The 23,560-nt window shown below is 37.2% G+C and carries 30 protein-coding genes; 5 read left to right on the top strand and 25 right to left on the bottom strand.

Features of this window, described 5'->3' with window-relative positions:
• Positions 1 to 110: 110 nt before the first annotated feature.
• The 10 genes from NT145_01335 to NT145_01290 all read right to left on the bottom strand — a co-directional run bounded on the left by NT145_01335 (position 111) and on the right by NT145_01290 (position 6,618).
• Complete coding sequence (locus NT145_01335) at positions 111 to 776, bottom strand: transposase (GenBank protein MCX5781339.1); 666 nt, start codon at positions 774 to 776, stop codon at positions 111 to 113.
• A 152-nt stretch (positions 777 to 928) separates the two neighbouring features.
• Positions 929 to 1,702, bottom strand: a complete 774-nt coding sequence (gene budA, locus NT145_01330) for an acetolactate decarboxylase (GenBank protein ID MCX5781338.1) — start codon at positions 1,700 to 1,702, stop codon at positions 929 to 931.
• A 126-nt stretch (positions 1,703 to 1,828) separates the two neighbouring features.
• Positions 1,829 to 2,080: a translation elongation factor-like protein gene (locus tag NT145_01325; GenBank protein MCX5781337.1), complete on the bottom strand. Its 252-nt coding sequence runs from the start codon at positions 2,078 to 2,080 to the stop codon at positions 1,829 to 1,831.
• Positions 2,081 to 2,292: 212 nt separating this feature from the next.
• Entirely contained in the window at positions 2,293 to 3,909 is a 1,617-nt protein-coding gene (locus NT145_01320; protein MCX5781336.1) for an FAD-dependent thymidylate synthase, read from the bottom strand.
• Positions 3,910 to 3,921: 12 nt separating this feature from the next.
• The gene (locus NT145_01315; protein MCX5781335.1) at positions 3,922 to 4,431 is read right to left on the bottom strand and encodes a ferredoxin:glutaredoxin reductase; all 510 of its coding nucleotides are present in this window, start codon (positions 4,429 to 4,431) and stop codon (positions 3,922 to 3,924) included.
• The gene (locus NT145_01310; GenBank protein MCX5781334.1) at positions 4,428 to 4,706 is read right to left on the bottom strand and encodes a glutaredoxin family protein; all 279 of its coding nucleotides are present in this window, start codon (positions 4,704 to 4,706) and stop codon (positions 4,428 to 4,430) included. Before NT145_01310 ends, NT145_01315 begins: the two co-directional genes overlap by 4 nt.
• Positions 4,707 to 4,719: 13 nt before the next feature.
• Complete coding sequence (locus tag NT145_01305; GenBank protein MCX5781333.1) at positions 4,720 to 5,508, bottom strand: polysaccharide deacetylase family protein; 789 nt, start codon at positions 5,506 to 5,508, stop codon at positions 4,720 to 4,722.
• Between the two features lie 36 nt (positions 5,509 to 5,544).
• The gene (locus NT145_01300) at positions 5,545 to 5,940 is read right to left on the bottom strand and encodes a hypothetical protein (protein MCX5781332.1); all 396 of its coding nucleotides are present in this window, start codon (positions 5,938 to 5,940) and stop codon (positions 5,545 to 5,547) included.
• A gap of 173 nt (positions 5,941 to 6,113) precedes the next feature.
• Positions 6,114 to 6,329, bottom strand: a complete 216-nt coding sequence (locus tag NT145_01295) for a hypothetical protein (protein MCX5781331.1) — start codon at positions 6,327 to 6,329, stop codon at positions 6,114 to 6,116.
• A gap of 109 nt (positions 6,330 to 6,438) precedes the next feature.
• The gene (locus NT145_01290) at positions 6,439 to 6,618 is read right to left on the bottom strand and encodes a hypothetical protein (protein MCX5781330.1); all 180 of its coding nucleotides are present in this window, start codon (positions 6,616 to 6,618) and stop codon (positions 6,439 to 6,441) included.
• A gap of 237 nt (positions 6,619 to 6,855) precedes the next feature.
• Here NT145_01290 and lexA point away from each other — a divergent pair, with 237 nt between their 5' ends.
• From lexA to NT145_01270, 4 genes are all read left to right on the top strand, one after another.
• Positions 6,856 to 7,446 carry a transcriptional repressor LexA gene (lexA, locus tag NT145_01285; GenBank protein ID MCX5781329.1) on the top strand — a complete coding sequence of 197 codons (591 nt, stop codon included), beginning with the start codon at positions 6,856 to 6,858 and terminating at the stop codon, positions 7,444 to 7,446.
• Positions 7,447 to 7,572: 126 nt separating this feature from the next.
• Positions 7,573 to 7,821, top strand: coding sequence for a hypothetical protein (locus NT145_01280; protein MCX5781328.1), 249 nt, complete (start codon positions 7,573 to 7,575; stop codon positions 7,819 to 7,821).
• Positions 7,822 to 7,914: 93 nt separating this feature from the next.
• On the top strand, positions 7,915 to 9,153 hold the full coding sequence (gene dinB / locus NT145_01275) for a DNA polymerase IV (GenBank protein MCX5781327.1): 1,239 nt from the start codon (positions 7,915 to 7,917) through the stop codon (positions 9,151 to 9,153).
• Positions 9,154 to 9,347: 194 nt separating this feature from the next.
• On the top strand, positions 9,348 to 9,551 hold the full coding sequence (locus NT145_01270; protein MCX5781326.1) for a cold-shock protein: 204 nt from the start codon (positions 9,348 to 9,350) through the stop codon (positions 9,549 to 9,551).
• 396 nt (positions 9,552 to 9,947) lie between these two features.
• On the opposite strand, the gene NT145_01265 is transcribed toward NT145_01270, so the two are convergent.
• The 15 genes from NT145_01265 to NT145_01195 form a co-directional block, all read right to left on the bottom strand.
• Positions 9,948 to 11,051: an ABC transporter permease gene (locus tag NT145_01265; GenBank protein MCX5781325.1), complete on the bottom strand. Its 1,104-nt coding sequence runs from the start codon at positions 11,049 to 11,051 to the stop codon at positions 9,948 to 9,950.
• Positions 11,048 to 11,308, bottom strand: coding sequence for an ABC transporter permease (locus tag NT145_01260; GenBank protein MCX5781324.1), 261 nt, complete (start codon positions 11,306 to 11,308; stop codon positions 11,048 to 11,050). Before NT145_01260 ends, NT145_01265 begins: the two co-directional genes overlap by 4 nt.
• Positions 11,290 to 12,000, bottom strand: a complete 711-nt coding sequence (locus NT145_01255) for an ABC transporter permease (GenBank protein ID MCX5781323.1) — start codon at positions 11,998 to 12,000, stop codon at positions 11,290 to 11,292. Before NT145_01255 ends, NT145_01260 begins: the two co-directional genes overlap by 19 nt.
• A 22-nt stretch (positions 12,001 to 12,022) precedes the next feature.
• The gene (locus tag NT145_01250) at positions 12,023 to 12,943 is read right to left on the bottom strand and encodes an ABC transporter ATP-binding protein (GenBank protein ID MCX5781322.1); all 921 of its coding nucleotides are present in this window, start codon (positions 12,941 to 12,943) and stop codon (positions 12,023 to 12,025) included.
• Positions 12,936 to 13,679, bottom strand: a complete 744-nt coding sequence (locus NT145_01245) for an ABC transporter ATP-binding protein (GenBank protein MCX5781321.1) — start codon at positions 13,677 to 13,679, stop codon at positions 12,936 to 12,938. The genes NT145_01250 and NT145_01245 overlap by 8 nt, the downstream gene beginning before the upstream one ends.
• A gap of 83 nt (positions 13,680 to 13,762) precedes the next feature.
• On the bottom strand, positions 13,763 to 14,491 hold the full coding sequence (locus NT145_01240; protein ID MCX5781320.1) for an efflux RND transporter periplasmic adaptor subunit: 729 nt from the start codon (positions 14,489 to 14,491) through the stop codon (positions 13,763 to 13,765).
• A 109-nt stretch (positions 14,492 to 14,600) separates the two neighbouring features.
• On the bottom strand, positions 14,601 to 15,968 hold the full coding sequence (locus tag NT145_01235) for a TolC family protein (protein ID MCX5781319.1): 1,368 nt from the start codon (positions 15,966 to 15,968) through the stop codon (positions 14,601 to 14,603).
• Position 15,969: 1 nt separating this feature from the next.
• Entirely contained in the window at positions 15,970 to 16,608 is a 639-nt protein-coding gene (locus tag NT145_01230; GenBank protein ID MCX5781318.1) for a TetR/AcrR family transcriptional regulator, read from the bottom strand.
• Between the two features lie 197 nt (positions 16,609 to 16,805).
• Entirely contained in the window at positions 16,806 to 18,485 is a 1,680-nt protein-coding gene (locus tag NT145_01225; protein MCX5781317.1) for a tetratricopeptide repeat protein, read from the bottom strand.
• 15 nt (positions 18,486 to 18,500) lie between these two features.
• Positions 18,501 to 18,899 carry a secondary thiamine-phosphate synthase enzyme YjbQ gene (locus NT145_01220; GenBank protein ID MCX5781316.1) on the bottom strand — a complete coding sequence of 133 codons (399 nt, stop codon included), beginning with the start codon at positions 18,897 to 18,899 and terminating at the stop codon, positions 18,501 to 18,503.
• 13 nt (positions 18,900 to 18,912) lie between these two features.
• Positions 18,913 to 19,488, bottom strand: coding sequence for a hypothetical protein (locus tag NT145_01215; protein ID MCX5781315.1), 576 nt, complete (start codon positions 19,486 to 19,488; stop codon positions 18,913 to 18,915).
• Between the two features lie 11 nt (positions 19,489 to 19,499).
• Positions 19,500 to 19,955 (bottom strand): hypothetical protein, encoded by a 456-nt coding sequence (locus tag NT145_01210; protein ID MCX5781314.1) that lies wholly within the window; start codon positions 19,953 to 19,955, stop codon positions 19,500 to 19,502.
• 24 nt (positions 19,956 to 19,979) lie between these two features.
• Complete coding sequence (locus NT145_01205; protein ID MCX5781313.1) at positions 19,980 to 20,660, bottom strand: metallophosphoesterase family protein; 681 nt, start codon at positions 20,658 to 20,660, stop codon at positions 19,980 to 19,982.
• Between the two features lie 314 nt (positions 20,661 to 20,974).
• Positions 20,975 to 21,538, bottom strand: coding sequence for a hypothetical protein (locus NT145_01200; GenBank protein ID MCX5781312.1), 564 nt, complete (start codon positions 21,536 to 21,538; stop codon positions 20,975 to 20,977).
• 116 nt (positions 21,539 to 21,654) lie between these two features.
• Positions 21,655 to 21,933 carry a GYD domain-containing protein gene (locus NT145_01195; GenBank protein ID MCX5781311.1) on the bottom strand — a complete coding sequence of 93 codons (279 nt, stop codon included), beginning with the start codon at positions 21,931 to 21,933 and terminating at the stop codon, positions 21,655 to 21,657.
• Positions 21,934 to 22,270: 337 nt separating this feature from the next.
• On the opposite strand from NT145_01195, the gene NT145_01190 reads away from it, so the two are divergent.
• A complete protein-coding gene (locus NT145_01190; GenBank protein MCX5781310.1) occupies positions 22,271 to 23,554 on the top strand; it encodes an NAD(P)/FAD-dependent oxidoreductase in 1,284 nt (427 codons plus the stop codon).
• The last annotated feature ends 6 nt before the right edge of the window (positions 23,555 to 23,560 follow it).

Raw genomic sequence — 23,560 nt, 5'->3', positions numbered from 1 at the left:
TCGCGTTCATTAACAGTTAATCTGTGATACTGGGTCATATGCAACTCCTTTCGTCCTGTATAATATACAGGAATCAAGTGTTGCATTGGTAACTTGAGCTTACCCTTCCCCTATTTCCTTTTCTTCGGCCGGCCCGCTTTTTTCAAAATTAGATTTTTGTTTAGTTTTTTCTCAAGCACACTTAAAAAACTATTTCCGCCAAAAGGTCTTCCTGCAGATGTGCATTTCCGTATTCGATTGTTAAGTTCTTCGTTCATTTCAAAAAAGTATTTCTTGTAGGTGTTTATATCAAGAACTTCTATTCTTTCCTTATCAAGTATTTCGTCATTATATCCCTTCAGATGCGCGCCCGCACTTGACCAATTATACTCTTCGGCATACTTCGTCATCCCTCCCCTTATGGGATTTGTTTCAATGTACTTCATTGCCGCAAACAAATATTCGTTTTTATCTACTATACATGAAAAGAAACGGTTTTGCCACAGTCGTCCGCTGCAATTATACTTTTTGTTAAAATATTGAGTATAAATTAAATTTGTTCCGCCAATTCCTCTAGCCAAGGAATAATCATGTGCAGGCACGCAAATTAAATGAACATGATTATCCATAAGACAATACCCCCAGATTTGGATATTATATTTTTGTGAATATTTTTTTAAAGTTGAAAGATAAAATTTTTTATCATGATTATCTAAAAAGACACGTTGTTTGTTATTTCCACGTTGAGTGATGTGGTGGGGATAACCGATGGCAAATACGCGAGCAATTCTAGACATATTATAATCTTATTAAAACTTTTTTCTTATGTCAATAATACGGGAAGTGTCCCTAGTTTTAGCGGGGGAGTAGATAAAGGCGGGATGATAATTAGAAATGCTGTTAAATCAAAAGAAACATGAATAAGAGATTCTATTTTTGCCGAAAACTTTTACTTTTTTTCTTCTTTGCTTTCGCTTGTTTTCGTCAAATCTAGTCTATAAAATTCCTTACTTTGAGGAAATTCAAGCTGAAAATCGTTTATATTCTCAATTTCAATTTTTGCCTCTCTTAAAGCGACATCAAGCAGGTGCCCGCCCACTTTCTTGTCATCTGAAATAAAATGGAAATGATACCCCGGAAAATTTATTCCATCCATAAATTCAGGAAATCTAAACCCTATCAAGAATCCTTTGATTTTACTAAACTCAAATACCGGCTCTTTTTTTGTAATTTCCGATAGCTTCTTGTACGGTTTTTCCTGTTTTGGCACGCTTCTCACTTTAATATATTCAAAAGTTCCTTCAATCTTCAACGCATATATTATATTTTTTGTCGGTATGTTATTGTTAATATATCTTTGCAGTTGTCTTAAACCCATCTCTTTCTTTGCTTTAAATGATTTGTTGCTTTTGAAAAAAGTAAGCGTTGCAAATGGAGATTTTTCGCTTTTTTCTACTTCTGCAATTTTCCCATCAGCGCCAATTTTGTAAAAAACTCCTTCAAGCAGTACCATTTCCCCATCCAATTGATTAAATGTTCCTACCCCAAAATCACCTTTTGAGGCAAGTTCATCACAAGAAATTGTTCCGTCATAATTTCCTGCCATAAGTGCATTTAATGTTGAATTTTGAAATAGAACATTCTTGTTTTCTTCCCCTATTAAATATTGAGCGGATATGCAAAGGAGAAATAGCATTCCAAGGAACAAAAAATATTTTTTCATTCTATCCTCTATTATTATAATTATTAACTAATATATATTAAGACATCCTTATTGATAGGATGTCTTTTGAAACAAAGAAGTCCTATAATATAAAAGTAATTGTTTTATCAATTGAATTACAGCGATTTAAGGAGTAATTTTGTAAACTATATCGCCTTTACGAACTCGGTCGCTGACTTTTATTCCGATTGAATCCCCTTTTTTAGCATTGCTTACCGTAAGATGTTGTATCTGCATGGAAGAAATACCTTCAGTAAGATCGGTAGTATGCCCCTTAATTCGTATTGTATCTCCGGTCTTAAGTTCCCCTTCCAGGATCAATGCTGCAACTCCGACTTTGGCGAAATAGTCATCTACTATTCCGATTTTTACTTCCATATTTTGTTCACCTCCCTTGGGAAACAAAGTTTCCCTTCGGCGCTCGGCTTCACGAGATAAACTCGTATGCCTCGCTGAACCCTTCTTTATTGAAATTTTGCTCGTCCGCCTGCGCAATTCGTGTTATCAAAAAGCAGGGCTATTTCCGCCTGAGGCGGACAGGCTGCCCTATTGGGCCTATTTAATTGTTAATAATTTTAGATGCAAAGAACTTACTTAATTTTCCTTGCTCCGGGCAGTTCTGCTTTTACGACTTTTGGCAGTTTGCCAAAAATATTTTTGTAAACTTCTTTGTATTTGTCTTTGCCGCAGACCATCATAAATGTTAGCGGCATAACTTTTTTTGCCTGCTGGCTCATTGAACGGGCAATATTTTGTATATCCCATTGGGCGTGAGTATCTTCCCTCAGTCGGGAAAGATGGTACAATTCCCTTGCATTAAGCCGGCAAAGCACCCGTTTTCTATGCGAATTAGTAAGTATATAAGGAACTATTATTGGTGAAATCTTTCTTAATTTCTGGTAAACAACTTCTGTTTTGGAAATAATTTCTCTAAAATGTTTCTCAAGCCCGGTTTCTTTTATTGAATCCGGGACGGTTATGCCAAGAGAAGTATCATACTGCTGAGCTGTTATTGTTGCCATTCTGTGGCGCTTAAGCTGGCCGAAACAGGCGGATGAAAGAATTATGTTGTAGGTTAGATTTGCGTATTCAAATTCTCGCAGTACAGAATCGTAAAATTGAAGGTTATAAAAAGCTGATTTGAATATGTTTTCTTTCGCTTTTTTTGGGAGTTTACGTGCGGCGGAAAGACATTTATCAAAAGAAAGATCTGATGAAGTGTGAATTAACGCCGCGGCAATTAAATCATCTCCCGATTTGCTATAGTCCACAAGCTTTACCCCGTTAGAGAATGCCAACGGCTCCTGTCTGCGGATTGAAATCATGCTGTTAGATGGAGGTATAATGCCTCCATCTCTATTCGCGAAACGCCCGTTGTCTCTAACGGGGTTTACTTCAGAGTTTTTTTCGGAATTTTTTGTTTTTATAAGTTTTGAAACCGTTTTTCTTAAATCAGGATATGTTTTCAAATCTTTATCATTTGCCTGATGGAAAATAACAATTGAAGGAGCTACTTCAACTATTTGTTCATAAATTGCCCTTCCCATGGAGCGGACTTCTTCCAAGGGATTTGATGCAAAACGCCTTAGCATCAATTCAAGGTTTCTGGCATTTACTGTAAGCCCTGCCTGGGATTCTGTGGCAAGCGCGGTAATATATCTTGCATCCTCTTTTGCCCATCCCTCCAGGAGATTATGATTCTTGGGATCCTGAGCAAGTTCAAAATGTTTCTTAAAAACATATTCCTTTAACTTTTCAAAATATTCGGAATACGCTTTATTCTGTATTTCAATGATTTCAACAAAATCTTTTTCAAGCGCCGTGCCTATTACCTCTTGAGGTATAACAAAATCTTTATTCAGCGTTATATATCTTTGTGATTTTTCAGTAAAAGAACTTAAGCGGAATTTTTCAAGCTCCTCCATTGCGTATCTTGAAATTCCGACGACATCCAGATTAAAAACCGCGTGTTCCGCAACTGAATGATGCCCCATTTTAAATATTATCGTCTGGTTGGATTTTCTGGAGCGCTCAACTTCTTGACGGGCATCCTTTCTGATCTCTTCTATAGAGCGGGGATCTCGGCTTATCCTTGCGTATGCGGCAGATATTACTTCCGGGGTAAGTTCGCTTCTTTTGCCAGTAATATTTTGAAGCTCGTTTAGAACTTCTGTATCAACATTGTATCCTGCAAGATGAACTTTCAATAAATACCTTCCCTACATAAATTTTTCAAATCTTTCTTTTTTTGCTTTGCAGATCGGGCATATTTCCGGCGGGTTTTCTCGCGCGCAAAGATACCCGCATACTTTGCACCGCCAAACGGGCAAAGACAAACGACAATTCAATATATCTTTTTTATCTTGCAAAGAAGGCTCATCGCTTTTCATTTTTCTTCTTTCAGGCACTGAAGTGACTTTTTTCTTCCCTTTTGAAATTTCTTCGCTTACATATAGCCCGCAATAACAACTCCCAAATTCAGTTACATCGGGATCACGGTAATAACAAGGACAAATAATATCAAGGTCTTTTTCTTTGATTTTTGCAGCAAGCCGGCAAGGGCAGGACTGATATCCGTATCGTTTTTCATTTATTAAAAGGCCTTTAACAAGCGCCTTGGTAAATTCAATGTCCGGATTTAAGAAATATCCGTTTTTTTCCGCGTCTTCTTTAAGCCTTTTGTATTCTTTTTCTATTTCCTGATCAGAAACATGGACTTGCTGAATCATAAACCTATCTTTTCTCTGATTTTTTCAGGCTTGTACCCGATAATGCATTCCTTGTCGTCAATAACCACGATAGGAAAAGAAAGTTCCGGATTCCATTTTGATATTTCCTTATCCTTTTTTTCATCGCTTTCTTCGGCAAGATCAACATAAACGTAATCATAATCGACGCCTAGTTCGTCCAAAAGTTCTCTGGTTTTTTTGCACCAGATGCAGGTACTTAACGCATAAAGCAAAACCTTCTTTACTTTTTTCCCTTTCACATGCGCAGTTTTCATTTTTTCTCCCTGTTTATTTAAGAGGATAATCAGACAGTTTTACGAAACGCACTCCTCTTTTTTTCAACTCCGGTATTGTTTCTTTTATACCTTCGGCGGTTTCTTTTTCCGGGCGGTTCATATGAAAAATTATTATTGAACCGGGCTCTGCTTTTAGCAAAATATTTTTTATTTCCTCTTTATTTTTTGTCGCACCGTAATCGCCGTTAACATTAAAACCAACTATTTCATAACCCAAATCATTTATAATTTTGACTGCAACCTCATCGTAATGCGCTGTTCCCGAACGAAAATATTTTGGTTTTTTATTAGTTATTTCCTGAATTTTAAGGGCATTGAGTTCGGCTTCATCAAAAACTTCGCCCGCGCTCTTTGTTCCTTTTATCCCGTAAGCCGACTTTCCGCTAACTGAACAAGGCCTGTGATTTAGCCCGTGGTTTCCAATTTCAAAAAGTTCGTTTTTAGAAAGCGTTTCAAACTCTTTAGGAAATTTATCTATCCATCTGGCGGTGACAAATAGTGTTGCCGGAATTTTTTCCTGAATTAAAAAATTGATAAGGGCAGAGTCATATCCGTCGGTTTTAGAACCGCAGGCGTCAAAAGTAAGAGCCAATACTAAATCTTTCGTGTCCAGCTTTGTTTTTGTCTCAGGAAAATTCTCTCCCCACTTTTTCGGAATAAGCTTTCCGTATTTTGTGATAATTTTATTTCTTTCAAATGAAGAGTTTTTTGCGTATCCAAAGACATTTTCAATTAAGCAAAAAACAAATAGCATACAAAGAACTAAACTGATATTTTTCATTATTTTTGAAAAAATATTGGCGTTTCTATACTCTGCTTATTTTTTCTTTTCCTGTGGGATAGGTTTTTCAGCAATTGTGCCCGCTTTTACAAGATTCATTCCGCATTTAGGGCATTTTCCGGGTTTGCTGCTTTTCACATCAGGATTCATAGGGCAGTAATAAAGGTCTTTAGGTTTAGATACTTTTGCGGGCGTCTTTGCTGCGCCTTGTATTACCGCATGTCTGAAAGGAGGTTTTTCAAAATTCATTCCGCACTTCGGACATTTACCGGGCTCATCACTTTTCATTTCGGGATGCATGGGGCACGAATAAATATCGGAAGACGAGATACTTTCTGTTTTTGATTTTTTGCTTACAGAACTGCAAGAAGAAATACAAATAAACGCAAATCCGAAGGACACTAAAACAACGAACATCAATACTTTTTTCATATACTTTCCTCCACGTCTCGCCTGCTCATTTTCAATGAGCATGGCGGATCTATTTTACCCGCGAATCCGCAGGAACTTAATTTAAAGTATTTTAGGCAAATCTTGAGATGCCATTCATTAAAGGACGGCGAACCGAACCTCTTTCTAAAAAGATTTTTATGATTAAGGCAGGCTTACTTGCCTGTCATCGTATGGCCGCATTTCGGGCACCGCAGCGCCGAACATCTGAAGCCCTGCTTGTGCGGAGTTTCCTGTCCGCAATTAGGGCACACGCAAACCCCGAGCCCTGCCCCTTTGAACGGATTAGAATGTTCCTTGCCGGAAGCCTGTTGAGATCCGTGCATAAAAGGAAATTTCGCTTTTAAACTATTTTGCGGATTTCTTTGCATTTAAAATCCTCTCCTATTGAAAATTGCTTGTGATATTATATAAATAAAATTATTTTATATCAACCCAAAGACTGTTCACGAGTTCACGGGTTGACTAGTTCACGAGTTTTTAAATTGTTTTTGTTTGTAAAATCCAAGAGTTGTGTTTACAGTTTTCCCCCATTGAGCTGCTTATGAGTCGAGCATTTTTCAGGAAGTCTTCGGTTTTTCGTGTATAAGCCCCATCCTGGCTGGAAGCCGAAGGGGCGAGTCCTTCGGCAAGCTCAGGATGGTGAGCCTGCCGAACCATTGAAAAACCGCCTGAAAAATGTGAGCGAATGGCTCAGGGGCACATTTCTTTTGGTTCATTTTCTTTGGGTGCACAAAGAAAATGAACTGTGGGGTGCAGTCCTTCGGCGTTGCTCAGGATGTTGAGCGAAGTCGAAACAGGGCAGAACAGCCCCGCGACGCTCTTGACAGGAATACATTTGTATGCTATTATAAAACAGGGCTAAGGGATAAGAGTTAAGGAATAAGTAAAAATCAAATGGAAAAACTTACCGTTAAACAAAAAAACATATTAGAATTTATTTCCGGTTTTGTATCCGAATCAGGCGCTCCACCCACAATCCGCGAAATAGCATCTGCTTTTAAAATTACCATCAGCCCCGTTCAAAAATACATAAAAATATTGATAAAAAAGGGGTATCTGAAACAAACACCGCTAATTTCAAGAGGATTAACTCTTACTTCACATAAACCCCTTGTGCCTGTGCCGTTAGTCGGAAGAGTGCGCGCAGGAAACATTTCTGAAGCTATTGAAAATATTGAAGGCTATCTGCATATAGACCAAAACATTGTAAGGCACGGAGAGTATTTCGCCCTTACCGTTAAAGGCGACAGCATGTCCGGCTCAGGCATTAACGAAGGCGACACGGTAATCATTCGTAAACAAGTAACCGCAAACCATAATGAAATTGTAGTTGCTATGATCGGCGGAGATGCCGCCGTAAAAAAGCTGTACCGGACAAACAAAGACGTATACCTTATTTCCACAAATCCGAAATATGCCCCCATTAAATCATCGGAAATACAAATTGCAGGAAAAGTAGTTTATCTTACCCGGTCTTACAAATAAATTAGCGTATAGCGTAGAGCGGATAGCGGATAGAAAAAACCTAAGACTTGTTTCTGCCGTTCCTATACGCTAAACGCTATCCCTGCCTCCGCCTGAGGCGGACGGCGCTATACGCTAGTGATTAGCATGGAACAAACTGAAATTAATGAAATTATTGATGTCGGCGCGGTTTTCTCTAAAAAGCACATTAAACCGAAATGGTTTATATGGCAGAAAAGAAAATATCTTATAACCGAAACCACTTACACATGGGATGAGGATGTCGGATCTGAGCGCATAATACATTTTTCAGTAACTGACGGATCAACTCTTTTTGAAATTTCATTGAACCAAAAAACCTTTGAATGGCGCCTTGAAAAGACCACCCTCGACTAGCGTATAGGAAATAGCGTGTAGCGTATAGAAAAGCCTAAGGTTTATCTTGTCGTTCCTAAACGCTATACGCTCTACGCTATCCGCTAATTTTTTATGGAAAGAACCATTTTTTTAATTGATATGAACGCCTACTTTGCTTCCGTGGAACAATCTATAAACCCCTCTTTGAGAGGAAAACCTATAGTTGTTTGCGGGGAAGGAAGGACTGTTGTAACTACGGCATCCTATGAAGCAAGGAAATTGGGCGTTAAAACCGGGATGAGCCTGCCAGAAGCAAAAAAAGCATGCCCGCAACTTGTCCCTGTATACGGCGACATGAATAAATATGTACACACGACACACCGTATACACAAAATTCTTCTTGAATACACGGATCTTTTGGAAGCATTTTCTATTGATGAAAGTTTTATTGACGTAAGCCACCTATGCAAAAAAAAAGATGACGCAAAAAATATTGCCCGCGAAATAAAAAGAAAAATAAAAGAAAAACTCGGGCTTTTATGTTCAATAGGCATAGGCCCGAATAAGGCAGTTGCAAAAATAGCCAGCAAGATGCAAAAGCCGGACGGTCTTGTAGAAATACGAAAGGAAGATATCCCTGACGTTTTTGAAAACCTTTCTCTTGAAAAACTTCAGGGTATCGGAATCGGAAAAAAAGTATCCGAAAAATTAAAATCCCTCGGCATAAAAACTGCCAAAGACCTGGGCAATGCGCCTTTGTCCTTATTGGTGCATCATTTCGGAATAATCGGCAATTACCTTAAAAACATCGGCCAAGGGAATGACAATACCCCTTTAAAAAAATATTTTGAATACGAGCAGGCAAAATCCATCGGGCATTCAAGGACTCTTTTAAAAAACACCCGGGATATTAACGTTATAAAATCATACCTTATGATGCTTTCTGAAAAAGTCGGAAGCCGGCTTCGTGCTTCAAGCCTTGAAGGAAACACAATAAATTTTTTTCTGCGATACGGCGATTTCACGCATTTTGCAATGCAGCATAACCTTAAAAACGCGATCAGAGACTCTTCAGACATTTATCGCCACGCTAATGCCTTATTCCAAAAAGCTCTCCCGCTTCAGAAACCGGCAAGAATGCTCGGAGTAAGCATAAGCCGGCTTTCCCCGCAAAATGGGCAAACTTATTTTTTTGATGACTACTATAAGAAAATAAAATTTACTGAAACTCTAGATTCAATAAACAAACTTTACGGCCCTTTTACTATCAAGCCGTCGTCGGTACTAATAGCCGAGAAATTCGGGATTAAGGAAGGCTGCGGGATGGTGGCAAAGTCCCGTAAAAAATTCTCATTTTCCGATGACATTTAACTGAATACAGTACGTTAACGAGTTTTTTTAAAAATATCAAAAAATTCTATTTTTTTACGGGACAAAAATCCTTAAAAAATATTTTAAAATATTTGCGTAAAAGCTCCGAAAATATGCTATAATCTTTTCGGGTTTAGCAGCCCAAATAAGCATCCGTTTTTCGGGTGACAGAAGAAGGCAGGTGAAGTAAAGCAATGGCAACAGGAAAAGTGAAGTGGTTTAACGATGCAAAAGGCTTTGGTTTTATTACCAATGATGACGGCAGCGGCGATGTATTCGTTCATTATTCCGCGGTAACCTCCGAAGGATTCAAAACCCTGGCGGAAGGCGACAAAGTGGAATTCAGTGTGGAAACATCCGACAAAGGTCCAAAAGCAACTAACGTAAAGAAAATCTAGTTTTACAACATAGATAGCTTTTGACTTTGCAAAAATAGAAAAACCCTGATTTTTAGTCAGGGTTTTTTTATTTTCTATATTTCTAGAAATTTGTTCAAAGATAAGACGATTTAGTGGGGCTATCCTGCCCCTACGCCCCCGATTACTTTTCTTTACTTGCCTAAAGAAAAGTAATCAAAAGAAATGCACCCACTGAGCCACTCGCTCAATATTTTTTCGGCGGCTCCGGAACTTGCCCTTCGGCTTCGCCATGATGGGCTTCAGACATCCTCGCCGAATACCCCCGAAAAAAATCTCGCTCATTGACGGCTCAAAAGGGGTAAAAAACTCCTTACAAATTTATAATGAAGAGTCGGCCTATGCTGTTACTGGTGCCTGGTTACCGGTTTCTGGTAACTAATTAAGCGTTTGATGGAAACGGCGGTTGGTAACAAACACGATGATAATAGTCATAACAACTAAAACAGCAAGGTTAGACCAAACCATTTCAGGATTGGCGCCTTTTAGCATAATATTTCTTAAAATACTGATAAAATATTTCAAAGGATCTAGGTAACCGATAAACCTTAAAACCGGTGGCATGCTTTCAACCGGGTAAAATATCCCGGACATAAGCGCCGCCGGAAATAAAAACAGGAAAGTTCCCATCATTGCCTGCTGCTGATTTTTAGCAAATGTTGAAATTAGCATCCCAATACTCACAGTCGCGCAGACAAATATCAGAGCCGCAAGACCAACCAGAAACACTGATCCCCTAACCGGCATATCAAAAATTACTATTCCGGCTAAAAGGATTAGCGAAGCGTCGCAAAGGCCGATAATAAGATACGGAAGAGTTTTTCCTATAATTATTTCTATATTTTTAAGCGGGGCTGCTATTATTGTTTCAAAAGTCCCCATCTCTTTTTCGCGCGCTAAAGACATCCCCGTCAACATCATCGTAACAATACAAAGTATTAACGTCATTACTCCCGGAACCATAAAAATATTTGTCTGCAGGGTAGGATTAAATAAAATCCTGACATCAAATGAAACGGGCAAAGTTTTCGCTTGAGCAGGGAATCTTTCAATGATAAACTTTTTTGTTATGGAATTTATATATGCCTCAATAGCCCGCGCTTTTAATGAATTTTGAGAATCAATCAGAAGCTGAATTTTTGCACTGCCTTCTTTTTTTATAGTTTTTGTAAGGCCGTTGCGCGGCATAGATAAAACTACATCTGCTTTGCCGGAACGGATAATTACTTCGGGATCACGGCTGATTAGTTCTGCTCCTACAAACCAGCCTGAAGCATATATATTTTCTGAAAGCTGTCTTGCGATATAGTCGCTCGGTTCATAAATAACCGCCATTTTTAAGTTCCTGAACTCCATTGAAATTGCATAGCCAAAAAGGAGAAGCTGAATAAGCGGTGCGGCAAAAATAAACACCCTCATAACAGGATCCCGCAGTGTTTGGGCAAACTCTTTTTTTAAAAATCCCAAAATAGTCTTATTCATGGCTCAACATCCTTTTTGGATTTTTTTACTGCAACGAAAATCAGAAAGAGCATCATTATAATCAAAACTGTAAACGGCAAAGACAAAGCTATTAGCCCCGAACCTTTAAGAAAAATAGCTCTTATTATTTCTATAAACCATCTCGGAGGAAGAATCATAGTAAAATATCTGAAAAAAATAGGCATATTTTCTACGGGGAAAATAAATCCTGAAAGAAGAAGGGATGGAAGAAGCCCGACTATAAAGGAAAACTGCATTGCTTTCTGCTGCTGGCGTGTAATATCACGATTTCCAAAGGAGTAACCGGCGTTGACAAAAGCAATTCCATTGAACCGTTTTCCCATTCTCTTGCAACGGTTAATGCGGTCATAAGTATTGATAAAAGGCCGATTATGATTACAATAAGCCCGGGAACAATAAACCATTTTGTATTTAGTTCCGGATTATATAAAAACCTAGTTTCATAATCTATCGGACTTTTATAAGCAGCGCCGGTAAGCCTGCGAATCACAGCCTGATTAATGCCTGCGACATATCCATTTACAGCGCCTGCTTTTCTGTTATCCGTTCCGTCCATAAGGAGTTGAACTTTATCTCCTTCACCCGATACGATCTTTTTCCCGAACCCGGGATTAATAATCAAAGCCATAAACGAGCGTTCCGATTCAACATCCGAAATGGGGTTCCCTAAATGGTAACCGCTTGAAGGCACGAAATACCCTGACGACGAAAAAACCGAAACGAGTTCTCTGGATTGTCTTGAATGGTCAAAATCAAATACAGAAAGTTTTATACCTTTAAAATCAAAATCTATCGCAAATCCGAAAAATATCACGAAAACTATCGGTATCCCTATCGCCATTCCGAGCGTAAAAGGATCCCTCAAAATATGCATTATTTCCTTTCTAGCAACTGAAAGGGCCCTGGAAATATTAAATTTTTCTATCATAAGAATCACCCTACTTCTTGGCTTACTTCTCTTCTACAAGCTTCATAAACACATCTTCAAGTGAAGGCTGTATTCTTTTTGCTGAAAATCCCTCCGGCACATTTTCAAGATATTTTTCAATAAGTTGCTTGTTTTTAAAAACTGCGTGATACTTATGGCCGAAAGGCCAAATTTTTTCAATTGATTGATCTTTGTATATTTTATCCAGGCATTCTGCGCCGGTATTTTTGCAATATATTTCAACAAGACCTTCAGGATAAGTTTTAACTTTCAGCATCTCAGGACTATCCAATGCTATCAGTTTACCTGTACGCATTAAAGCGATTCTTTGGCATTCCTCAGCTTCGTTCAGATAATGGGAAGTGACAATTACAGTTTTTCCTTCTTTGGATAATTTATCAATTAACGCCCAGAACTTCTTTCTGACTTCCGGAGATACTCCGGAGGTGGGTTCATCCAAAAATATTATTTCAGGGTCATGCAATAAAGTAGCGCATAAAGAAACCTGCTGTTTGATACCGGAAGGCAAATCGCGTACCATCATATTTTCAGGATAATTGAACCCTATAAATTCAAAAAGTTCTTTAATCCTTATTTTTAAGGCCTTTTCTTCAATCTTTCTCAAAGAAGCCTTGAATTGCAGATTTTCAATTACAGTCAAGTCGTCATAAAGAGTAAACTTCTGCGACATATAGCCGACTTTCTTCTTTATATCGGTCCCCCCGTCACTAAAGCCATGTCCTGCTATTTTTACATCTCCTATGTTCGGAATCAACAAACCACACATTACCCTGATAGTTGTAGTTTTTCCCGCGCCATTTGCTCCCAGAAAGCCGAATATCTCGCCTTTGTTCACGCTAAAAGAAACATCATCCACTGCCGTAAAATCACCGAATTTTACGGTAAGATTAGATATTTCAATGGTTTTTTCAATTTCATTCATTTTGATTTTTCCTTAAGAATAAGTCATCAAAACTTTTAATTTTTTTCTTTTCTAATATAATTTCCGGAATGCCGCTTTCCAAAAGTTTTCCCGATTCAATAAAATGAACGCGCGTGCACCTTTCAGCTTCATCCATATAAGCCGTCGAAATAAGAATAAGAATTTTTTCATCAGAAAGCCGATACAATAAGTCCCACAGTTCTCTTCTTGAAATGGGGTCTACTCCGTTGGTAGGCTCATCCAAAAGCAGAACTGAGGGCGAGCGAAGAAGAGCGCACATAAGGCCTAACTTTTTATACATCCCGCCCGAAAGATTTATAGCTTTTCTGTCCTTGAAAACTTTAAGCCTGCTGATTTCAAGAAGTTCATTACTCTTTTTCTCGTACTCTTCCGGCAAAAGCTGATAAAGATCTCTAAAAAACATTAAATGTTCTTCAACCGAAAGATCGGGATAAAGGCTCGGCCGCGAAGGCATGTATCCTATGAAAGGCCTTATAGTTTCAAAAGCGATGGGTTTTCCGTTATCTATAAATTGAATGGTTCCTTTGGTAGGATTAAGTAGCCCTGAAAGAATTCTTAAAAAAGTAGTTTTTCCTGCTCCGTCGGGTCCGATTATTCCGTGAAGAAGCCCCGGTTCAAAGTTAATGCTCAAGTTGTCAATTGCCTGATTATTTTTGAAATTCTTTGAAAGATTTTTTATTTCTACGCCGACATTGGTGGGTTTATGGTTAGACATGTCATTCACCACCCTTTTTGGTAATCAGGGACACTTCCCATATATTTTTTTGCTTTTCATTGAACTTAGGCTCAACCTGCCATTTACGCCGGGAGTTTAACTTCGATCGTCATTCCCGGTTTAAGGAAACCGTCGCTATTTTCAAATTCTACTTTAACGCCATAAACGAGCCTTGTTCTTTCTTTTCTGGTCTGAACATTTCGCGGAGTAAATTCTGCCTCATCTTTGATATGCACTATTTTTCCCGGGATTTTTTTCATTTTGGACTCAGGAATAAATCCGTCTACAGGCATTCCAAGAGAAATCTTAGATAATAGCGGTTGAGGAACATAAACATAAGCCCATACCTTAGAAAGATCCGCCAAGGCGAGAAGTTTTGTACCGGGATTTACCATTTCGCCGGGCTCATGAAATTTCAAGAGAATAGTGCCGTCATTAGGCGCTTTTATTGTAGCCCAGCCGACTTTTACTAAGATATCGTCCCGTTTAAATCGGATGCGGTCAAAAGTTTCCTGATTCATGGAACCGGCTTTACGAAGCTCAACAGCGCGTTTATAATCCTTCTCTGCGGAATCATAGGCGATATTTATATCTTCAATCAAAAGTCTTACTAAAATGTCCCCTTTTTTTACTTTACTTCCTTCATCAACATTTATCTCGTCTATCGTGGCCGTCAGCCGGCTTGACAATTCTACTTCCGTTGCTTCAATGGTGCCCGCATACATAAATTCACTCTGTTTTGCCAGTTGGTAGATGATGATGCCAGCAACAATCACAATTACTAAAATCAATGGAATTAGTTTTGGTTTCATATTTTCCTCCCTTTCAAGACAGGTTGAGGTTGAGATTCAGCTTAAGTAAAAAATTCTGTTCCTCTCTTAATCTGCCCCACTCTCAACCTGTCTCCGTATTAACCTGCTGTTATTCTGCTAAGCTTGCCATTGTCACAAGATTAACCAGTATTTGAAATTTAGTTTTGACAGATTGTGTTTTTGCTTCCAACAAACGGTAATTTGCGTTTTGCACATCAATAAAGTTTGCCGATCCTGCTTTGTAAGAACTATAAACGATTTTTGAAAGCTCCTTTGCTTCAGAAACATATTGCTCATTCAAAACTTTCTGCTCCTCAAGATCAGCTAGCTGGTCAATAAGTTTCTGCCATTCTTTTTGCAGATCTCTCAATACCTGATTTCTTTTTTCGGTTTGCGCTTCGCCCAATAAAATATTTTCTTGGGACTTTTTTCTTGAAGCACTCCCTTCAAACAGTATCCAAGTCAGATTTACTCCCAAAGCATTTTGGTTAATAGCTTCAAGTTTAGGGCCATTCGGATAATCTAAAGATGTCCTTGCGCTAAACTGTAATTTCGGCCAGAGTCCTGAAGATATGCTTTTGGATAAAAGCTTTGCTGACTCAGCAAGTTCTTCCATGCTAATAACATTTGGATGGTTTTCGGAAAGTTTTGATTTTTTGTATTTTTCAAACTTTTTAATTAACGCATCCACTGGTTCTATTTCAAGGAAAAGTGTCGGAGAAGTAATATTTTTGGGTAAATTTTCTATAATACCGGCGCTGAAAGGAACCATCGGATTATCGCCGTATTTTTCATTTGTCAAAGCACTGAGATCGTCTAAACATTGGGCTAAATATGAGCGCGCGGTTCTTAGCTGTTTCATTTTAATAATAACTTCCTGATGAGCAGAAAGTTCGTCCATTCGGCTTTTGGCGCCGGCTTTTACGTTAATAACGATATCTTCGTATTGTGCCTGTAAAACTTTTAAGGCATCAGACAAAAGTAAAACCTGTTCATTTGCCAGGCCGGCTTGGAAATAAGCAACTCTTGCAGCAAGCATAATCTGTCTTTCGATTGTTTCCGTTTCATATTTTTTGGAAGTTGCCTGTGATTTAAAGCTGAGCCAGTTATTTCTTATTGCGTTTTTGTCCCATACTGTCCAATAAAGTGCCGGCCCAATGCTGTAGTTTGTATTGTCCCCTAGTTTTAGTGACCCGAATCCTTTGATAGGGATGTCTATTTCAGGAATAACGGATATATATCTATATGAACCCTCAAAATTTAATTTAGGAAATAGTTGCGCTTTAGCACTTTCTGACCTTTTAATGAAGGCTTCGGTTTCTTTTTGTGAAGCTTTTAAACGAGGTGAATTTTCAGCAGTTTTTTGCTCAATATCAGAAAGTTTTAGCGAGACTAATGGAATATCCTTAGCCACTAAAATAACTGAAAATCCAATCAATATTAGAGCCGTTAGTAAGGTGTGGATAACTTTTTTCATACTAATCACCCGGCGATACGCCTTTTAGGACAATTTCTACCCTTTGTTTGATAGACATATCAGACAAAAACATAGACTGAAACGGTTTAGTTAATATATTTATAAGCGTTTTTGAATAATATTTTTCAAATGCTTTCATAGCTAGATTCGGAATCGCGACGGGCACAATTAAACATAGTAACGCAGCCGGAATAGGAATATTTTTTGAAATTGAACCTTCTTTTTGGCATTTTTTGATAAGATCAAAAAGAATAAAAAAATGTTTTGACATGTTGATTTTTGCAAATTCCATTATCTCGCGGTTCCCCGAAACAATCTCTTCAAATAAGGGGAAAACCAGATGGCGGTGATCCCTTATAAATACCCCGATTTTTTCTAAAGCGTTTTTTAGATGCTCTCTTGCTGCCCCCCCTTCTTGGGTTTCGATTTCAAGAGTATTCAGGAATTCCCCATAAAGTTCGGTAAGAAGTATTTCAATGAATTTCTCTTTTGTTTTAAAATAATAGTTGAACATACCGAGATTTACACCTGCTTTTCTTGCAACATCCCGGATTCTGAGCCCCTTAAAACCCGTCTGAGGAATAAGCGCTTTGGCAGCTTCAATCATTCTCTTATCAGTATTAGTTGATGGCCTACTCATAATAGTACCTCTTAAATATATCAAAAATCAATTTTCAAATTTAAAAGTTTGAAAACAGAAACTGATCTTTTATATAGACTTGTATTTAATTTTTGACATTTGATATTTAATCTAAACTGTTACTATACCCCTGTATAATTATACAGCAGTATAATTACTTTGTCAAGTATTTTTTATTCTTTCCAATTAGGAGGACATTATTTGTTTCTGTTCTTAGTTATTAGCTTTAAAGCATGTTCCAGGTTGGTACGAGCGGCGGTTAGCTGTGGATTGAGTTTTAATGCTCCCTCAAAATCATTTATTGCCAATTGATATTTATTAAGCCTGGCAAAGACAACACCTCTATTATTATAAAACTCAGCATTTCCCGGGCTAAGCGCTATAGCATTAGAATAATCAGAAACAGCTTTATATAACCTGTTTGTTTTTTCATATATAAGGCCTCGATTATAGTAAATTCCCGGATTTTTTTGGCTAATTTTAATGCCGAAATTAAAATCCTTTTCTGCATTTGCATAATCACTAAGCAAAGAATATAAATTCCCCCGATTATTCAACGCATCAATATAACCCGGTTTAGATTCCAAAGCCTTAGAATATTCCTGCAGAGCTTTTTTGTAATCACCTTGTTCTTTATACGCGTCTCCCAACCCCTTAAGAGCTCTTGCCGTATTCGGATAAACTTTTAAAACGCTATTCCAAAGCGAAAAACTGCTTTTCCATGTTTTAGTTCTTTGAAAAGTCAAAAAAGCCAATATTAATATCATTAAAATAAGAACAATATCTGAAATAATCCTCTTGAACCTTTGTTTCCGGAAATAATTAAATCCTTCCGCGACAATGTAAAAAAGCCCGATAAAAGGAATATATGTATACCTGTCCCAGGGGATGTTTTGGCCGCTGGGAACAAGCTGAATAACGGGGAATATTGTAATAATAAAAAAAAGTGCTCCAAAAAATATTTTTCTTGTAAATTTCATTGAATATAAAACTATTGAAGTTATAACACCCATCGCAAATGCAGGAAATATTGAAATAAAAGTTATCCCTATAAAATCTTCGGGTTTAAAAGGATATCCAAAACAAATACTAACGGGATAAATCATTTTATAGATATAAAACACTATCCCAAATAAAGCATACTTCAAATTTAAGATAAAAGATTTTGCTAAGTTAGGTTCGCCGGATCCGTAGTGTATTGAAAACGCAATAACAGCAAACAGAATTGATAAAACAAAATAGGGTATTTTTTCATAAATTATTTTTTTAAAATCTTTTCTTTCTGAAATATAATCAAAAATGATAAGCGCAAAAGGCAAAGACACGGCCATTACTTTAGATAATAATGATAAAACAAATAATGAAATTGAAATTATATAATAAAATGCTTTGTTTTTTGTTCTATAGTACAGATAAGCTACTATCGATCCGAGAAAGAATATTGAATACAAAACATCCTTTCTTTCTGAAATCCATGCAACCGATTCCACGTGCATCGGATGTATACCGAAAAGTACTGCGGTAATAAAAGAAATTACTATGTTCCCGCTAATAAGTAAAAATATCCAAAATACAAGCAGGCAGTTTAGTAAATGGAAAACTAGATTGGTTAGATGATATCCCGAAGGATTTAACTTGAATACCTTATATTCCAAAGCGTAAGAAACCTGTACTAAAGGATGGTATAAACCGCAATAAGGTTTAGTAAAAATATCTTTAAGATTATTTAAAGAAAAAGACTTTATGGAAACATTTTCGGTTACTAAAACATTGTCATCGCAATTTACGAAGCTGTTTTTTAATGAAGGATAAAAAGAAAATAATACTGTAAAAATTAGAACAAATGAATAAATTAAAATTTTATAGTTGATTTTCATAAAATATTTTTCTTATTAAAAGGACAAATAAGCAGATATGCTAGTTTTGCGTGGATTTACCTGGTCCCAAGGGCCGAAATCTAGCTTCCCTTCAGAAACAGCAACAGTTACTTCTCTTCCCATAATCTGCCTTTTTAAATGAGCATCGCCGTTGTCTTCACCGGTGCGGTTATGGCGATATAAAGATATCGGTTCATGCGGAGCATTTTTTTCCAGCCAATCGTCAAAATCTTTTATAAGCCCCGATTCATCATCATTAATGAAAACGCTGGCGGTTATGTGCATCGCATTAACTAAACATAATCCTTCCCTGATTCCGCTTTCTTTTAACGCAGATTCAACATCAGGTGTTATGTTGATGTAATCTCTTCGCTGGATGGTATTGAAATAAAGATATTTTTTATAGGATTTCATTTTTCAATGGATTTTACAAAAACTTAGAAAACAATTCCTGAAGTTTTTCTCCTATTCTTTCGCCGAAACTTTCCGCAACCCTTCTTGTAAAAGACTCGGATTTAAATCTGCCCTGCAGCGCCTTGTACATTACTTGCGTGGAAGCTGTTTTAAAATCTATTTTTAATTTAAAAATATCACCGTTTATAGGCAAATCAAAAGCTACGTTATTGGCTTCAAAAAACTGAGTTGCGACATCTTTAGGAATACCAAATATTTTTTTTGAAGTAGACTCCATGCTTAACCTGTTTAAAGTTATCATATTGCTCGCGGTAATCCAGTTTTCAGTACAGTTTACATTACTGCGGATTTCAAGCGTGCCGTTTTTTAATATAATTTCATCATTGCCTTTCAAGAAGGGAGAAAAATAGGGAACATAAATATCCGTTGCTTTAAATTCACCCGCAAAGTTATACTTAGGCGCAAGCGAATTAAAATTTAAATTCAAATCTAATACGCCCGGTTTTACTGACGGTATCTTTGCTGACGCTTTAACTCTAACCTGTTGGCCAATGACTGCGACATCTATAGGCAGGTTTTCAACACTCATATTAAAATCTGTTAAGATGCAATATATAAATTCTTGGGCCCGACCCCGAGGCCTCTCAGTCCGGAAATATATGAAAGGATGGAATCCTTTTTTGAAAAGTCATTTGAATCAGTATTTAGTGTGGGCTGCATTAACACCACTTTATCAATTATCAATTTGTTTTTCGGCAGATCGGACAAAGATATTTTTAAAGAAATAGCAGGAATAGAAAGAGCCGGCCTTTCCAATCCTTTTATAGAACTTTCAACCCTTACGCCTTTAAGAACTACTTCGCCGTTAAGCAGAGAAACCCCGATACTCTGTGCGCTGATATTTCTGTGAAATAATTCAGGCACTTTCTTGTTAAAAATATTCAAAAGGTATCCCCCGGCAAAATGTTCCAATCCGAAATTTACTGAAAAAACAGCAAAAGCGATGCCCAGAACAAACGAAACTAAAATAATAAGCGGGATTTTTATGGATTTCATTTTCACTCCTTGATTATTTTATTTTTAAGCAAATACTTTAAAAAAAGCCTGTCCGTCATCCTGCACTATAAGCAGATAAGAAGGTTTTGCATTCCAGCATCCGAGATTAAAATATTCTACTCCGGCCTTTTTGATATTGTAAACAAAATGCGTGTGCCCGCAAATTACCACATCCTGCTTTTTCTTTTTGGCATATAAAAGGGCTTTTTCCGCTACCTGCTCAGTAAGCCTAAGCCATTTGTCAGCAAAGCGATTTGTAATAAAATCAATAAATCGTGAAGAAACAATCCTTTGTAAACCTGTATAGATACCTGCAAGAATTCTTCCTAAAACTTGGTTTTTTGTCATAAAGCTGTCAAACTGGTGGCCATGCGTCATGAGAAATTTTATTCCGTTAACCTGCCAGCGGTATTCCTTATGAACAGGTATACCTATAAGATGTGACATAAAATAATAAAATTTGCTGTCATGGTTGCCTTCTACCCAGATTACTTCAACACCTCTTCGGGAAATCCTTCCGAGATGAGATAAAAGCTCCCAATGTGTAGTAGTGAGCTTTGTGAAATTTAAATCCTCAAACATATCCCCGCCGATAATAAGTTTTTTAAATTTTAATTCTTTTAGAGCGTTTAAAAGATCAAATGCTCTGCTTACGGGAGAGCCTAAATGAACATCAGAAAATAAAACTGTATTTATTTCACTCATTTTAGGAAAGAATGTAAATTTAGATTTGGATATATTTTATTCTCCTTCGCCAAATACCCCCCTCGTTTTGCTTCGCTAAACGAAGCAGGGGGGGATGAAGGCGGGGAGAACCCCCATGTCTAGTTTTGCCCTGTGAAATGCAAAGCATTTCCAGGACAAAAGTCCCTGAAATCGCATTTTCGATTTCTAGGGGTCTTAGACAAAACTGTGCGGGGTGGCTTCGGAAGAATTCCGCATTGATACCCCGCATCTTGATGCGGGGTGCTTCATTGGACTTTTAAAAATATTTTGCCTAGAATACTTTTTTTCCAATCCTAATTAAATTTTGCGTTTAAAATTATCATTACAGGAAGATGTGACTGTCTAATAACGTTAAAAACCCCTAACTGAACTCCTTCCATATTTTCAGCAAGATTAACTAAGCCTATCTGAACGCCCGTCACTTTCTCTGACACATTAACAATACCTATCTGAAGCCCTTTTATTGAACTATTTGAAGTTACTAATCCTGTTTGAAAGCCAGTAAAATCATTAGTAAAAGAAATTGCGCCTAAATTATATCCTCGTACATTTTCGGACAAAGAAATAAGCCCGGCTTTGGCTCCGTCAAAATCCTGTGTCTTAGAATAAACCGCCATCTGCGCGCCTTTTGACTTTTCTGCTATTTCTGCATATAAGAAAGAAAACTGAAACCCTGTAACCTTCTTGGATTTAGTAGAAATTATTGCAAAATCAAGCCCTTCAACAATATCCTTCTTTGGCGTTGAAATAGACGGCACTAAAGAAAGCTTTACAGACGCTGTATTTTCTTTAGCAAATATAAAAGAACCGCAGATAAAAAATACTGATACCGTTAAAATGACTTTTTTAGCTAACATCTCATTCTCCTTTCTTAAGCTGTACATAAATTTGATCCTAAAAGAGCCTTTATGACATTCCAAAGGGAAAAGAATGCCTTTAAAAAATATTAATTTTGATTTTTGCTGTTTTTGGATTAACCTAATAATTTATCAAACTCATCAACAGATATGGCCGGCGAGCTTGAAAATCCTATCCCGGTTAATTTTGTAATCGCTATGGATGCCTTTACTACGCTTGATGTGTTAGGAAGATCAACAGCAATGGCAAGATCTTTGTCGCCTAAAAGCACATCCATTGAAATAACCTTTCCGTTTAGTTTTTCAATAATCTCAACTACCTTTTTGGTGCGGTCAGCTGAGGCGCTTTTCAAGGCGTCTTGCGAATACTTGCCAAACAGAAAATACTTAGCCATTTTGCCCTCCTTTTACTATTTCCCCCTTTTTCATATTTTACTAATTTAAGCGTAAATTTGCCAAGTTAATTCAGCCATTAGGAATTACAATGGTTCTATTAATGAACCTCCGCCCAGTCCGCCGCGGCGGAGGCGGTATCAAATGTTTAGTTTTTTTTCATCCTCTCCCTTAACGGGAGAGGATTGAGGTGAGGGTGAACGCTATTCAGCCCCCTCATCCTGACCTTCTCCCGCCAAGGGGAGAAGGAACAATTTCCGATTTTTTTGATATTCTATCCAAATTCAGCTACATATGATATAATTTTTACGCTTGTAACTTGTTAAAGGACTTAATGAAATGAAAGATCAGCAAAACAATAAATTTGATGTAATAATAATCGGAGCCGGGCCTGCCGGACTTGGAAGCGCTATAAATCTTTCCAAAAAAGGTATTTCTGTACTTTTAATTGAAAAAGAAAAAATCGGCGCTACGCAAAAAACGTGGCTTACATTTGATTATATTTTACAAAAATATAAACTGAAAGAATGTATAAAAAACACATTCTCCGAAGTCACTCTTTCCTGCTATCTTGGGAACACCTTCTCATTAAAAAACAAATCTTTTATTTATCCAATTGATGAAGAAAAGGCACTGAAACTTCTTGCCCAACAGGCAATAAAAAACGGGGCAGTTATCAGAGAAAAGGAAGTTTTCATCAACTATTCTTTCATAAAAAACGATTATCTAGAGATAAAAACAACAAAAAATACTTATTATTCAAAATTTGCCGTAGATGCGATGGGGAGAGATTCTCAGATATTAAAAAGCAAAGGCTTATTCAATAATACTATTGATATGGGATGTCTCACGTATTTTCTTGAAAAATGCAATTATAAAAATGAAGATAAAATGCTCCTTTACGATTCATTTTTCCCGGGTTCGGATTATTTTTGGCTGGTTCCTCACGGGAACAAAAGAATAATGGCAGGAATATTTTGTTTTTCCCAGATTAATGATGAAAATATCGGAGAAAAGCACAACAAATTAAAATCGTATTTAGCAGAAAAAAATATAACAGGAAAGATTTATGCCGTCAAAAAAGGCAATATACCTCTTGGCGACCAGAACCATGTAAACGTAAATAACTTCTTGTGTATCGGCGACAGTTGTAATACACCCCTGCCTTCTTCGGGATTTTCGTTTAACCGGTGTCTTGACGAATCGGAAATATTAGCAGATTTTATAATGGAATACTTCAATAAGAAGGCTTCCATTAAAGATTACCGAAAAAGAATTCTTGGCTCTAAAATACCGGCAATCGGAATACATTTAATGATATCAGATATGCTCTCCAAATTTACTAACCCTATGTTAAACAAGGCAATAGGCGAAATGAATAATCTATCGGAGGATTTTATAATGTCTTTTCTTACAGGAAAAGATATGAGTGTCACCTTTTCGGCAACAGTTTTACAGTCAATTCTAAAAATATTTTCGCTTTCTGAAATCAGATCGCTTTCTCTGCAGCATAATTACATGAACACTTTAACAACAATCTATCATCTCCTGCCGGGATTACCAGCCTCAGGAATCCGGAAACAATTGACGGATTTTATCAAAAAAATAATTAAAAACATTTGATTGACA

This window comes from Elusimicrobiota bacterium (assembly GCA_026388075.1).
GTDB lineage: Bacteria > Elusimicrobiota > Endomicrobiia > Endomicrobiales > JAPLKN01 > JAPLKN01.
The sequence above is the reverse complement of the archived record's forward strand: the minus strand, read 5'-3'. Positions and strand labels throughout refer to the sequence as shown.